Raw genomic sequence first — 13309 nt, forward strand, 5'->3', positions numbered from 1 at the left:
AGCCGAATTCCGGCGGAAGCGCTTTTCGTCGTTTATGTGCCATGCGCCATACACCGGCCGACCGGGACGTTCGAGGTCGCCGTGGCCGTGGTGGTACGGACCGCGCCGAGGGTCAGTGGCTGCGGGTGCGGGCGCCGCCGTACTGCTCGTCGGTGACCTTCTCCAGCCAGGTGGTCTCGGGGCGGTCGTCACCCGGGCCCTCCCACATCGCCAGGTGCTGCATAAAGCGGTCCGGCGGGGCACCGTGCCAGTGCTCCTCGCCGGGCGGGCAGGTCACGGTCTCACCGGGGTGGGCCTCGAAGACGGTGCCGTCGCGGGTGCCGACCAGGGCGACGCCCTCCACAACGTGCAGGGTCTGGCCGACGGCGTGGTGATGCCAGGCGGTGTGGGCGCCCGGGGAGAAGCGCACCATGTTGGCGCGCATCCGGGAGGGTTCCTGGCCGACGTAGACGACGTCGAACCACACATCGCCGGTGAACCAGTCCGCGGGGCCCTTCGTGGTGGGCCGGGGCGTGATGAACTTCAACGTGCTCCTGCTTTCTTTCGCCTTTTCCGGTGGCGCGGTGTCCAGGCTCGCACCTGCACCCCCGTGTGCCGATGCGCGCGGAGGAGGAGTTTCCCCCTGGCACGGAAACGCGCTGCGACAAAGCTCTCCCCCTCGGCGGGCCGTCGGGCGGTGCCACACGGGAAGCCTTGAGCCCCGGCTCACACCTCAACCGGTTGGGCGAATTCCCGAAGGCCGGCCGTGCGGGCGGTGCGCGGCGCCGGGGGTGGTGTGCGGCACCCCGTGGACCAGTGCATAGGGTGAGCTCCTGTCAGGACAACAGCGGCAACGGGGGACACGGTGCGGAAAGAGGCGGTTCGGTACCTTCGCTGTCCGCACTGCTCCGGTGCCATGGCGATGACCGACGGCACACTGCGGTGTCCCCTGGGGCACAGCTTCGACGTGGCGAAGCAGGGGTACGTCAATCTGCTGCCCGCGGCCGCCAGGTTCAGCGCGGACACCGCCGCCATGGTGGCGGCCCGCGCGGACTTCCTGGCCGCCGGTCACTACGCGCCGATCGCCGAGGCCCTGGCCGCGCTGGCGCGCGCCACGGCACCGGTGCCGACGGGCGGGGACCCCGGCTGTGTCGTGGACATCGGCGGCGGCACGGGGTACCACCACGCCCGGGTGATGGCCGAGTTCCCCGGCCACGAGGGCATCCTGCTCGACATCTCCAAGTTCGCCGCCCGCCGGGCCGCGCGGGCACATCCCCGTATCAGCGCGGTGGTGGCCGACGCCTGGGACGGGCTGCCGATCGCCGACGGGGCCGCGTCGGTGGTCCTCAATGTCTTCGCACCGCGCAACCCGGCCGAGCTGCGGCGGATCCTGCGCCCCGAGGGCGTTCTGCTGGTGGTGACGCCCCGGCCCGATCATCTGCGGGAACTGGTCGAGGCCCTGGGGCTGCTACGGGTGGACGAGCAGAAGGACGAGCGGCTCGCGGACCGGTTCTCGGCGTACTTCACCGAGGTGGCCCGGGAGCGGTCGCGGAGCACCATGGCACTGGACCACAAGGCCGTGCCGCGGCTGGTGGGGATGGGGCCCAACGCCTGGCACCAGCACGGTGAGCGGCTTGAGGAGCGCATCGCGTCGCTGCCCGAGCCCTGCGAGGTGACGGTGTCCATCACCCTCACCGCGTACCGCCCGCTGATCTGACACCGCCGGGCCCCGGCCGTACCCGCCGTCAGGTCCGGAGGGTGTATCCGCCGTCCACGCGGATCGTGTCGATACCGCTGATGTACCGGGCGCCACAGCGGTCCTGGGGCAGGACGAGCTGAGGGCCCGCGCGGTCGAGCGGGGTGTCGTCGATGGTGACCGCGAGCAGGACGGGCGCACGGCCGAAGTCCGGGTCGATCTCGGCCCAGGACAACAGGGCGTGGTGGCCGTCCACTCCGTGCACGGCGATCAGGAAGCGCAGCCGGTCCTTGCGCCGGGCCGGATCGAAGGCGGGGCCCGCGGAGACCAGGACGTCATGCAGGAACGGCCCGGTGAAACGGTGGCGCTGAATCCCGCTGGTGGCGCAGTCGAAGCTGACCCGCACCCGGTGCTGGGGCCAGGACAGCAGCTCGGACACCGTCATCCGGGCCGGGCGGCTCACATCGCCGGTGAGGGCGACCTCCGCCATCGGACCGGCGGCCGTACCGGCAGCTGCGAGGGAGTCGCTCACGGGCTACCACCTCCTGGTGGACCGTTACCCGAACACCCATCCCGCGCAAACGCACATGCCATGCCGATAGACCAAAGATCCGGCTCATACGAGGAAGTTCGAGCGATTACCCTCGCACCTGCGGTAGGGCGATGGAATCGGCGGCGGCCCGGACCCCTGAACCGCGGGCACCGGCCCCGGCCACCGTGGACGAGTGTGGCGACGCTCGTACGACATCCGATACCTCCGGCGGCACCGCGCACGCCCTGCCCACCGGCGGAGGACGGACGGCGCGTCGGCGGACGAGCCGACGGGATCGTCTTCGCCCATTGGGGGGACGTTGAGCCGCGATCCGCCCGACAAAAGGGCACCATGCATGCGAAGCCGGTCATATCCGGCCGCTCATCCTCAGCAAGGAGTTCCCATGCGTATGCGGACCGCTCTCACCGCCCTCTCCACGGTCACCCTCGCCGCCGCGTCCCTCGCCGTCGGCGCGGCCGGCGCCATGGCGGACGACACGCCCGATGTCTCCGTCACCAACTCCAGCAGCACGTCCATCCCCGGCCCCAACGTGTGCGCCAGCAATCAGTTCTCCTTCGTCACCGTCCCGGTCAATCTGGTGGGTGCGTCGGACTCCGGCGCGTGCTGACCCCCCGATGACGCGCGGCTGACCACGCGCGACCGATCACGCGCGACGGACGCGGACCGGCCCGGAGGCGCCGCCCCCACGAGCCGTACGCGGCGGTGCCCCGGCCGGACCTGCCGGGGCACCGCGTGTCCCACCTCACCTTCCGTATTCCGGACGGGACCCGCACACCGCCGGACGGCACCGTAGGCTGGCGGGTGCAGCTGGTTCGCCCCGTCCGCCAGGCGGGACGCGTCGCAAGAGGGAACCCGGTGGGAATCCGGGACTGCCCCGCAGCGGTGAGCGGGAACGACCGCCGTCACAACGCACTGGGTCCGGTGAGAGGACCTGGGAAGCGACGGCCAGTAGATGTCCTCCGAGGAGGATGTGCCCGCGAGTCCGAAGACCTGCCATCTGCCCGCGTACGGACGACTCGTGCGCGGACATCCCGGTGACCTCGAGGGCGGGTCGGCGTACACACCAGGCGGGACGACCGCGCGTTTACCGCGCGAGGTCGTGGCGTCAGGTCCGTCACCCTTCGCGTCCTCGTCCCGCCGCCGGGATCTCAGGGATTCATCTCGCGAAGGAGATCTCCGTGACCACCGAGTCCGCTGCCGCGGCAGCACGGGCCACCGTGTACGGCTACCCCCGTCAGGGGCCGAACCGGGAACTGAAGAAGGCCATCGAGGGCTACTGGAAGGGCCGTGTCACCGCCGGCGCGCTGAGGGCCACCGCCGCAGAACTGCGCCGTGCCAACTGGCTCCAACTGGCCGGGGCGGGCATCGACGAGGTCCCCACCGGGGACTTCTCGTACTACGACCATGTGCTGGACACCACCGTGATGGTCGGCGCGATCCCCGACCGCCACCGCGACGCCGTCGCCGCCGACCCGCTCGACGGGTACTTCGCGATGGCGCGGGGAACACAGGACGTCGCACCACTGGAGATGACCAAGTGGTTCGACACCAACTACCACTACCTGGTACCCGAACTGGGTCCGGACACGGTCTTCACGGCCGACTCCGCCCGGCAGGTCGCGGAACTCAGGGAGGCCCTCGCCCTGGGCCTCACGGCGCGGCCGGTCCTGGTCGGGCCCGTCACCTATCTCCTCCTCGCCAAACCCGCCCCCGGCGCCCCCGCGGACTTCGAGCCACTGACCCTCCTGGACCGGCTGCTCCCGGTGTACGCCGAGGTCCTGGCCGACCTGCGGGCGGCCGGTGCCGAATGGGTGCAGCTCGATGAGCCCGCCCTGGTCCAGGACCGCACACCGGCCGAGCTGAGCGCCACCGGCCGCGCCTACCGCGATCTCGGCGCCCTCGCCGACCGTCCGAAGCTGCTGGTCGCCTCGTACTTCGACCGTCTCGGCGAGGCCCTGCCCGTACTGGCCAAGGCCCCGGTCGAGGGGCTCGCGCTGGACTTCACGGAGGCCGCGGCCGCCCATCTGGAGGAGCTGGCCGCCGTCGGCGGCCTGCCCCGTAAGCGGCTGATCGCCGGTGTCGTCAACGGCCGCAACATCTGGGTCAACGACCTGGAGAAGTCCCTGGCCACGCTCGGCACCCTGCTGGGCCTGGCCGGCCGGGTCGATGTGGCCGCCTCCTGCTCACTGCTGCACGTCCCCCTCGACACCGCCGCCGAGCGGGACATCGAACCGCCCATTCTGCGCTGGCTGGCCTTCGCCCGGCAGAAGACCGCGGAGATCGTCACCCTCGCCAGGGGCCTGACCCGCGGCACCGGAGCGATCACCGCCGAGCTCGCTGCCAACCGGGCCGCCCTCGCCTCCCGCGCCACCTCCCCCATCACCCGCGACCCGGCCGCCCGCGCCCGCGCCGGCGCGGTCACCGACGCCGACGCCCACCGCTCCCAGCCGTACGCCGAACGCGTCGCGGCCCAGCGCGCACACCTCCGCCTCCCGCTGCTGCCGACCACCACCATCGGCTCCTTCCCGCAGACCGGCGAACTGCGCACCGCCCGCGCCGAGCTGCGCGAGGGCCGGATCGACAGGGCCGGGTACGAGGAGCGGGTCAGGGCCGAGATCCGGGAGGTGATCTCCTTCCAGGAGCGCACCGGCCTGGATGTGCTGGTACACGGCGAGGCCGAGCGCAACGACATGGTCCAGTACTTCGCCGAACAGCTCACCGGCTATCTCGCCACCCGGCACGGCTGGGTCCAGTCCTACGGCACCCGCTATGTCCGCCCGCCGATCCTGGCCGGTGACATCACACGCCCCGAGCCGATGACGGTGCGCTGGACGGCCTACGCCCAGTCCCTCACCGAGCGCCCGGTCAAGGGCATGCTCACCGGCCCCGTCACCATGCTCGCCTGGTCCTTCGTCCGCGACGACCAGCCCCTCGGCGACACCGCGCGCCAGGTCGCCCTCGCCCTGCGCGAGGAGGTGAACGACCTGGAGGCGGCCGGGACCTCGGTGATCCAGGTGGACGAACCCGCGCTGCGCGAAACCCTCCCCCTGCGGGCCGGGGACCGGCCCGCCTATCTGGCCTGGGCGACCGAAGCCTTCCGCCTCACCACCGGCGGTGTACGTCCCGGCACCCAGATCCACACCCATATGTGCTACGCCGAGTTCGGCGACATCGTCCGGGCGATCGACGACCTCGACGCCGATGTCATCAGCCTGGAGGCCGCCCGCTCCCATATGCAGGTGGCCCGCGAGCTCGCCACCCACGGCTATCCGCGCGAGGCCGGGCCCGGTGTGTACGACATCCACTCCCCGCGCGTGCCCAGCGCGCGGGAGGCGGCCGAACTGCTCCGCACCGGCTTGCGGGCCATCCCCGCCGAACGGCTGTGGGTCAACCCCGACTGCGGTCTGAAGACCCGCGGCTGGCCGGAGACGCGCTCCGCACTGCGCAACCTGGTCGCCGCGGCCCGCACCGTCCGCGGTGAGCTGCCCGCGTCCTGACGCGGACGACCGGCCGGGGCCGGAGGCGCCATGCGCTCCGGCCCCGGCCGGTCGACGCGGGCATGGACGCGGACGTCACGGGCGCGGTGCGGAGGCGCCGGTGACGCGGAGGAGGTCCAGCTTGCCCGCGTCGCTGCTTCCGGTCGCCGCCGTGTAGGTGACCATGCGCAGATCCGCGCCGGGCACGATGAGCACATCGCAGTCGAGCAGGATGTCGCCGACCTCCGGATGCCGGATCGTCTTGCGGTCGGCCGTGTGCTGCGCGGCGGCCGGCCGGGTGGCCCAGTGCCGTGCGAAGGCGTCGGACTCCGCCCGCAAGTCCCGTACCAGGCGTTCGAGCCGGCCATCGGCCGGATAGCGGGAGGTGGCGTCCTTGAGGTCGGCGACGATCGAGGCTTCGAAGGCGCCTCGTCCGTGCTCGAAGCGGATGCGCGGCATCGAGGCGCCGACGCCACCGCCGCCGCCGAACAGGGCGCGGGCGAGGTTGCGTTCGGCGGCCGGGAGGACCGCGGGGTCGCCGTGCAGGGCGCTCCACATCGCGTTCCACCACACCAGGGTCCAGTCGGCGGTGAACACCCCGATCGGGACATCGCCCAGGCGCGCGGCGAGCCGCTGGATGCCCGGGGGCACATGGGCGCTGACCGTCCCGTCCCGCGGCGGCAGCAGCCCGGCGCTCCGGTACAGCTGGTCACGCTCCTCGCGGGAGAGCTGGAGGGCGCGGGCGAGGGCGCCGACGACCTGGTCGGAGGGGTGCTTCGCACGCCCCTGCTCCAGGCGCAGGATGTAGTCGACGGAGAGCCCGGCCAGCTGGGCCAGCTCCTCGCGGCGCAGCCCCGGGGCCCGACGGCCCGCGGTCGTGGCGAAGCCCGCGTCCGCCGGGGCCAGGCGGTCGCGCCAGGCGCGCAGCAGCGCGGCGAAGTCGGAGCGGGAGGAAGCCATGGGCCCATTCTCGCCGCCCGGCGCCGGATCAGCCTGGGTACTGCCAGTCCTGGTGACGGGGACGGCACTGGCCGGCGCCCGCGGAGGCGGCGAACGTGGAGCCGCCGCGCCCGAGCCGGGCGCCATCGGCCGACCGTGAAGGAGCCTTCCATGTCCGCTACGAAGCACACCATCGTGATGACGGGCGCGAGCCGCGGAATCGGCCGTGTCGCCGCGGAGCACATCCTGCGCCGTTCGCCCGACGCCCACCTGCTGGTCGTCGCCCGCGAATCCCCCGGCGCACACGCCTCGTCCGGCGCCCGGCTCGCCGCCGAACTCGCCACCGGCGGGCATACGGTCTCGCATATCCCGGCGGACCTCGGCTCGCTCGAGAGCGTCCGCTCCGCCGCCGTCGAGATCCGTGACCGGCTGGACCGCGGTGGCCTGCCACCGCTGCGCGGCTTCGTGGGCAACGCGGGCATGCAGTACACCAACGCGCTGACCGAGTCCCCCGACGGATTCGAGGCCACCTTCGCCGTCAACGTCCTGGCCAACCACCTGTTCGTCCGCGTGCTCCAAGAACACTTCGCCGCCCCCGCCCGGATCGTGATCACCGTCAGCGACACCCACTTCGGCGACTTCAAGCACAACCTGGGCATGGTGCCCGGCCCGGTCTGGAACGCCCCCGACGTCCTCGCCCGTACGGGCGCCTTCCCCGCGCCGGGCAGCACGGCGGGCGGGCGCACCGCGTACTCGACGAGCAAGCTGGCCGCCATCTACCTCGTGCACGAGTACGCGCGCCGGCTTCCGGCCGGGGTCGACGCCATCGCCTACAACCCCGGTTTCGTCCCCGGCACCGGCCTCGCCCGCAACGCCGGGCCCCTCTCCCGGTTCGCCATGCGGCGCATCCTGCCGGTGCTGGCCCTCACGCCGTTCGCCACCGGCCGCGGCGCCGCGGGCCGCTACCTCGCCGATGTCGTCCTGGGCACGACCGCGGCGCCGACCGGCTCCTATGTCGACCGCACGGAGGTGGCGCGGTCGTCGCGGGAGTCCTACGACCCGCGGCGCGAGCGGGAGCTCTGGGACGCCGTGGAACGGTTCACCATGGCGCACGCCGCCTGAGCTCCGGAGGTCCGGACGTCCCCCGGGCGTGCGGTCCGGGCCCATGGGTCCGGATCAGCCCTGCTCCGCGATCACGTCCGCCAGCCGACCCGGCATGGACAGGAACGGTGAGTGCGAGGAGTCGAGCGCCACGACCGCGGTGGGCTCGTCCGGGAAGGCCGCGTCGGCCTCGGCGATGAACTTCCGCTGGAGGGCCGGGCGTACCGCCATGTCGCGTGCGCAGGTGATGTAGGTACGGGGGACCGATCCCCAGCCGTCGCGGGTGAGGGTGGTGGTGCCGAACGCGATACCGGCCGGGGCGTCGGGCGTCAGCAGTCCGAGGGCGGCGTCCGCGAGGGTCCGGTCGACATCGCCGTAGAACGCGTTCCGCAACCGCTGCCGATACTCCGCGTCGTCCGAGCCGGGGTCCAGCCTCAGTGCCCCGATCGCGGCGGGATCGGCCCGCATGCAGGGCCGGACAAGGCTGCCCGCGCTCTCCGGCATCCGGAGGTAGGCGATGGCCGGGATGTCCGAGGCGGGCATGGCCGCGCTGAGATACACCGCGCGGGCCACCAGCTCGGGTGCCCGCTGCGCGGCCCGCGTCAGCACGGTGCCGCCCATGCTGTGGGCGATCACCGTGACCGGGCCGCCCCGGCCGATCTGCCCGAGCTGCGACACCAGGAGGTCGCCCGCCTGGTCGAGATCCACGTCCGCCAACGGCGAGACCTCGGTGGCCAGCGCCTCCTCGTCGACCGGGCGCCGGGTGGTCCATGCGGGCCTGCGTGCGCGGAGCCCATGACCGGCCATGTCCACGGCGACGGCCGCACGGCCGGTCCCCGCCAGAGCGGCGATCACCCCCGTCCAGCACCAGGAGCCATGCCAATTGCCGTGCAGAAACAGCAATGGGGTGGGTGGAGTGGACATCGTCGTTCCCTTATGTCGTCGGTCCCCGGGTGCGGTGCGTCACCGCGGACCGCGGAAGGCGTCCCGCACCTCCCGCACCAGCGACGCGGGCTGCTCCAGTCCGGGGAAATAGCCGCTCTATCCATTTTGTGCCACGACCGCGGAGACCGTACGGAAGTGGCGCGGCATCGGGAACGGAGAGGGCGAAGGGTTCGATAGCGGGCGTCGCTCCGCCCGTGGGGTATGGCTCACTGATCGCGATAGGCCGACGGCCGTACACCGGTGTGCCGCAGGAACGCCGTGGACAGTGAGCCGGGGCTGCCGAATCCGCACCGCGTGGCGATCTGCGCGACGGACAGCCCATCCGCCCGGAGGAGCCGCTGCGCCTCCTCGACGCGCAGCCGGGTGAGGTAGCGGTGGGGAGTCTGGCCGGTGGCGTCCTTGAAGACCCGGATGAAGTGGTAGACGCTGAAGCCGACCTCGGCGGCCATGTCCGCCACCGTCAGGGGGCCACCCAGCCGGTCCCGCATCATCGCCACGGCCTTGTGCACCCAGGGCCCCTCGGCGCCCGGTCGGCTCTCCTCGGGTGGCCGGAGGCCGCGGGTCAGCACGTGCACGGCGAGGAACGTGGCCGCGGACTCCGCATACAGATCGTCGCCCTCACCGGCCGCGCCCAACGACCGCAGGGTGTGTTCCACGAGCGGATCCCCCGAGGCCACCGCGGCGGCCATCCGCTCGTAGTCGATCCGCGCCCCGCCCAGCTGCTCCGCCGTACGGGCGACGGTGACATACGGGATGTGCACCTGAAGGGTCCGCAGCGGGACCACCGACCGGTAGCGGCGCACCGAGGCCACGCCCGGAACCGCCATCTCGAGCTGCCCGGGGATCCACCGCCGCTGCCGCCAGCGCCCATCGGTACGGGTCTCCATGGACGCGTCGCCCGCGACGGTGAGCATCAGATGCAGATCCTCGGTGGCGGGCAAGGCCACGCTCTCCGCTCGCGCGGTGTGCTGGAACCGCTGGAGCAGCAGCGACCGCCAGCCGAGCCTGTCCCAGCTGCTGAACGTCCGCTCGACATACGGATTCGCGTCGAATCCGGCATACGGTTCGAGGTCGAAATCCGGAACGTCACACACCGCGCCCAGGATACGAGGTTCGGGCGCGTTCAGGCGTTCAGGCGTTCAGGGAGGGGTAGTCGATGTACCCCCTGTCGCTGCCGCCGTAGTAGGTCGTCTCATCGGGTGTGTTGTACGGCCCGCCCGCCCGCAGCCGGGCCGGCAGATCGGGGTTGGCGAGGAACAGCGCGCCGAAGGACAGCATGTCGGCCGTGCCGTCCTCGATGAGCGCCAGGTCCTCCGCGCCGGTGAAACCGTCTGTCGCGGGGTTGAGGATGAGGGTTCCGGAGAACTCCTTGCGGAGGATGCCGGTCAGATCGCGGGAGTCCTCGACGAGGTGGAGATAGGCGGGGCCGGTCTCGTTCAGCCGTCGGACGAGCTGGACGTAGGTGGGCTCGAGGTCGGGCTCCTCGATTCCGTTGTAGCGGATCCCGGGCGAGATGCGGATCCCGGTGCGCCGGGCGCCGATGGCCGCCGAGACGGCCGCGACCACCTCGGCCGCGAACCGGACCCGGCCTTCGATGGAGCCACCCCACTCATCGGTGCGCAGATTGGCGCTGGGGGCCAGGAACTGGTGGATCAAGTAGCCGTAGGCGGCGTGCAGTTCGACCCCGTCGAACCCCGCCTCGATGGCGTTGTGCGCGGCACGGCCGAAGTCCGCGATCGTCTCCCGCACCTCCTGGGAGGTCAGCTCGTGCGGGGTGCCGAAGTCCTTCATCCCGTCGAGGGTGAACAGCCGCCCGGGCGCGGCGACGGCCGAGGGGGCGACCTGGATCAGCCCGTCGGGCAGCAGCGCGGGGTCGCCGACCCGGCCGACGTGCGAGATTTGGGCGAAGACCGTGCCGCCCTGGGCGTGCACCGCGTCGGTGACACGGCGCCAGGCGGCGATCTGCTCGGCGCTGTGCAGCCCCGGGGTGTTGGGGAAGCCCTGGCCGACCACTGACGGCTGCGACCCCTCGGTGATGATCAGGCCGGCCGTGGCCCGCTGCGCGTAGTACGTCGCCATGGAGTCGGTGGCCGTATTGCCGGGCCCGAAGGCGCGGGCGCGCCCCATGGCGGGCATCACCAGCCGGTTGCGCAGCCGCAGCCCGGCCAGGTCGATCGGATCGAAGGGTGAGGTCACAACGGCTCCCGAGGTCGATGGGGCACAACAGTCGACAACGAGATCATTGGGCGGCCAACGATCTCATCGGAGAGCCACCATAACCGATTCATTGGGTGGCCAATGATTGGCCGGCCACGATAGCCTTGCGGCCATGACGTCAGAGCAGTTCCCGCCCGCCGATACGACGGAGACCGGATACGGCGGCCCCGTCAGCCAGACCCTGGCGCGGGTTTCCCGACTGCACCGCCTGGCCGGGGGCAAGCTGCTGCGCCCGACCGGCCTCTGCTCCGGCCAGGAATTCCTGATGATGACCCTGTGGGACGCCGGATCGGTCCGCCAGTCGGACCTGGCGAAGGCGCTCGACCTGGACCCGTCGACCGTGACCCTGATGCTGCGGCGGCTGGAGCAGGGCGGCCATGTCGTCCGCTCACGCGATCCGCAGGACCGGCGCGTCATGCTCGTCCGGGCCTCGGAGGAGAGCTACACCCTGCGGCCCGAGGTCGCGCACATCTGGGCGCGGCTGGAGGAGCGCATCCTGGACGGGCTCGACGACGCGGAGCGTGACGCCTTCGCCACCATCCTGGCGAAGGTCGAGAAGAACCTCGCCTCCGGCACGGGCGCCTGAGCCGGGGCGCGGGATCCCGCCCGCCCACTGTCCGGCCCCGCCGGAAGGTGGGAGCGCGGGGTGGACGGGTGCCCGGCGGTACCCGCCGTTTGGCGCGTGTCGCGAGGGGGCGGCGACGGAGGCGCTGGGGAAGACTGGCGGCTGAAAACGTCGAACCCGGGCACGCCGGAACACTGGGGACATCATGGCCACGACGACATCGGTACGCGGAACTCGACGGGCACGAGCGCGTCAGGCCGGGTCAGGGCTTGCGCTGGCGGTGCTGGCCGCGGTGGCCGTGGCCGGTTGTGGTGGGTCGGACAAGGAGGACGGGGCGCCCTCCCACAGCGGGCCCGCGTCGGCGTCCCGTTCCGCGCAGCCCTCGGGAGGCTCCTCCGGCGACGCCTCCGCCTCGGCCTCGGCCTCGGCGAAACCCTCGGTGTCGGCGGCGGACGGGCGGGACGCCGGCGCCTGCGCGGACGGCAATTGCGAGATCGCGGTGTCCGAACCGGTGACGGTCCGCTTCAAGGGCCCGGCCGGTCCGGCCACGCTGTCCGTGACCGAGGTCGGCCCGAACAAGGTCGAGTACACGGTGAAGTCGTCGGGCGGCCGCTCCCAGGGCGAGGCGAGCGGGCCGGGCCAGGGGTGCATCACCGTTCTGCGCGACCATGGCAGCGCCAACTCGTGCGGCAGACTGGGGAAGGACCGACCGGCCGCCCAGCCGAACGCCGTGGTGATCCAGATGACGGCCGGGGAGGACGGCACCGCGATCCTCCACATCGTCTCCGGCTGACCGGCCCGGTGCCCGGTCGTCGGCTCTCCGCCGACGGGCTCCCGGGCGAACGCGGCGCGAAGTCGGCTTCCAGGAGAGGGAGACGGGTGCGGAAACGGGGCCGCGCCGCCGCGGCCGGCTGGTGGGCACGGCCACGGCGGCGCGGTCGAGGGGGCGGCGGGGTCAGTTGAGGGTGTCGGGGTCGGGTCCGGTGCGCTGCCCACGGTCGAGAGCGTTGATCGCCTCGATGTCCTCGGCGGTGAGGGTGAAGTCGAAGACGTCGATGTTCTCCCGGATACGGGCGGGGGTCACGGACTTGGGGATCACGACGTTCCCCAGCTGAAGGTGCCAGCGCAGCACCACCTGGGCGGGGGTCCTGCCGTGCCGCCGCGCTATCGCGTCGAGGGCGGGGTCCTGGAGCAGGGCACCCTGGGCCAGCGGGCTCCACGCCTCGGTGGCGATGTCGTGCTGGGCGTGGAAGGCCCGCAGCTCCCGCTGCTGGAGGTAGGGGTGCAGCTCGACCTGGTTGATGACCGGGACCACACCGCTGTGGTCGAGCAGCCGCTCCAGGTGGGCGGGCTGGAAGTTGGACACGCCGATGGCGCGGGTGCGGCCGTCGGCCAGCAGCTTCTCCAGGGCGCGCCACGTGTCCAGGTAGCGGTCCCGGGCGGGGGTGGGCCAGTGGATCAGGTAGAGGTCCACATAGTCGGTGCCCAGCTTGGCCAGGCTGGTGTCGAAGGCCGCGACGGTGGAGTCGTACCCCTGGTCGGCGTTCCACAGCTTGGTGGTGAGGAACAGCTCCTCGCGGGGGACGCCGGAGGTGGCCAGGGCACGGCCGACCCCGGCCTCGTTGCCGTAGATCGCCGCGGTGTCGATGCTGCGGTAGCCGGCCTCGATGGCGGAGAGCACCGCGGAGGTGGTCTGCTCGTCCTCCACCTGGAAGACGCCGAAGCCCAGCTGCGGGATCTCGAGGCCGGTGTGGAGGGTGACGTTGGGTACGGAGGTCATGGTGTCCTTCGTCGGATCGTTCGGGTGTGCGGGTGGGTGTTCCGCGGTGTGTTGTGGT

Annotated in this window: 13 protein-coding genes and 1 riboswitch; of the genes, 6 read left to right on the forward strand and 7 right to left on the reverse strand. The window is 72.2% G+C overall.

Annotation, left to right across the window (positions count from 1 at the left end; genetic code table 11):
• Positions 1 to 112: 112 nt before the first annotated feature.
• Positions 113 to 526, reverse strand: coding sequence for a (R)-mandelonitrile lyase (locus AB0E24_RS25175; RefSeq protein WP_069861971.1), 414 nt, complete (start codon positions 524 to 526; stop codon positions 113 to 115).
• A gap of 318 nt (positions 527 to 844) precedes the next feature.
• Between AB0E24_RS25175 and AB0E24_RS25180 the strand changes: the two genes are divergently transcribed.
• Positions 845 to 1696 (forward strand): putative RNA methyltransferase, encoded by an 852-nt coding sequence (locus AB0E24_RS25180; protein WP_359380124.1) that lies wholly within the window; start codon positions 845 to 847, stop codon positions 1694 to 1696.
• A 28-nt stretch (positions 1697 to 1724) separates the two neighbouring features.
• Here the strand turns inward: AB0E24_RS25180 and AB0E24_RS25185 are convergent, their stop codons facing one another.
• Positions 1725 to 2207 carry a molybdopterin-dependent oxidoreductase gene (locus AB0E24_RS25185; protein ID WP_359380127.1) on the reverse strand — a complete coding sequence of 161 codons (483 nt, stop codon included), beginning with the start codon at positions 2205 to 2207 and terminating at the stop codon, positions 1725 to 1727.
• Between the two features lie 403 nt (positions 2208 to 2610).
• Here AB0E24_RS25185 and AB0E24_RS25190 point away from each other — a divergent pair, with 403 nt between their 5' ends.
• Positions 2611 to 2835 (forward strand): hypothetical protein, encoded by a 225-nt coding sequence (locus tag AB0E24_RS25190; protein ID WP_069861965.1) that lies wholly within the window; start codon positions 2611 to 2613, stop codon positions 2833 to 2835.
• A 184-nt stretch (positions 2836 to 3019) separates the two neighbouring features.
• A riboswitch (cobalamin riboswitch) is annotated at positions 3020 to 3240 on the forward strand.
• Between the two features lie 166 nt (positions 3241 to 3406).
• On the forward strand, positions 3407 to 5725 hold the full coding sequence (metE, locus tag AB0E24_RS25195; RefSeq protein WP_359380131.1) for a 5-methyltetrahydropteroyltriglutamate--homocysteine S-methyltransferase: 2319 nt from the start codon (positions 3407 to 3409) through the stop codon (positions 5723 to 5725).
• Positions 5726 to 5800: 75 nt separating this feature from the next.
• On the opposite strand, the gene AB0E24_RS25200 is transcribed toward metE, so the two are convergent.
• A complete protein-coding gene (locus tag AB0E24_RS25200; RefSeq protein WP_079256686.1) occupies positions 5801 to 6664 on the reverse strand; it encodes a helix-turn-helix transcriptional regulator in 864 nt (287 codons plus the stop codon).
• A 150-nt stretch (positions 6665 to 6814) separates the two neighbouring features.
• On the opposite strand from AB0E24_RS25200, the gene AB0E24_RS25205 reads away from it, so the two are divergent.
• Positions 6815 to 7765 carry an SDR family NAD(P)-dependent oxidoreductase gene (locus AB0E24_RS25205; RefSeq protein ID WP_359380135.1) on the forward strand — a complete coding sequence of 317 codons (951 nt, stop codon included), beginning with the start codon at positions 6815 to 6817 and terminating at the stop codon, positions 7763 to 7765.
• A gap of 54 nt (positions 7766 to 7819) precedes the next feature.
• Here AB0E24_RS25205 and AB0E24_RS25210 read toward each other — a convergent pair whose 3' ends face one another.
• From AB0E24_RS25210 to AB0E24_RS25220, 3 genes are all read right to left on the reverse strand, one after another.
• Positions 7820 to 8668, reverse strand: coding sequence for an alpha/beta fold hydrolase (locus AB0E24_RS25210; protein WP_100808005.1), 849 nt, complete (start codon positions 8666 to 8668; stop codon positions 7820 to 7822).
• A gap of 227 nt (positions 8669 to 8895) precedes the next feature.
• Positions 8896 to 9783: an AraC family transcriptional regulator gene (locus AB0E24_RS25215; RefSeq protein WP_359380138.1), complete on the reverse strand. Its 888-nt coding sequence runs from the start codon at positions 9781 to 9783 to the stop codon at positions 8896 to 8898.
• Between the two features lie 37 nt (positions 9784 to 9820).
• Positions 9821 to 10885: an alkene reductase gene (locus AB0E24_RS25220; protein ID WP_359380140.1), complete on the reverse strand. Its 1065-nt coding sequence runs from the start codon at positions 10883 to 10885 to the stop codon at positions 9821 to 9823.
• Between the two features lie 133 nt (positions 10886 to 11018).
• On the opposite strand from AB0E24_RS25220, the gene AB0E24_RS25225 reads away from it, so the two are divergent.
• Positions 11019 to 11492 (forward strand): MarR family winged helix-turn-helix transcriptional regulator, encoded by a 474-nt coding sequence (locus AB0E24_RS25225; protein WP_359380143.1) that lies wholly within the window; start codon positions 11019 to 11021, stop codon positions 11490 to 11492.
• A 184-nt stretch (positions 11493 to 11676) separates the two neighbouring features.
• Positions 11677 to 12264: a hypothetical protein gene (locus AB0E24_RS25230; protein WP_359380146.1), complete on the forward strand. Its 588-nt coding sequence runs from the start codon at positions 11677 to 11679 to the stop codon at positions 12262 to 12264.
• 162 nt (positions 12265 to 12426) lie between these two features.
• On the opposite strand, the gene AB0E24_RS25235 is transcribed toward AB0E24_RS25230, so the two are convergent.
• Positions 12427 to 13251 (reverse strand): aldo/keto reductase, encoded by an 825-nt coding sequence (locus AB0E24_RS25235; RefSeq protein WP_359380148.1) that lies wholly within the window; start codon positions 13249 to 13251, stop codon positions 12427 to 12429.
• Between the last annotated feature and the right edge of the window lie 58 nt (positions 13252 to 13309).

Origin of the sequence: Streptomyces malaysiensis subsp. malaysiensis (assembly GCF_040653035.1) — a bacterium.
Lineage (GTDB): Bacteria > Actinomycetota > Actinomycetes > Streptomycetales > Streptomycetaceae > Streptomyces > Streptomyces malaysiensis.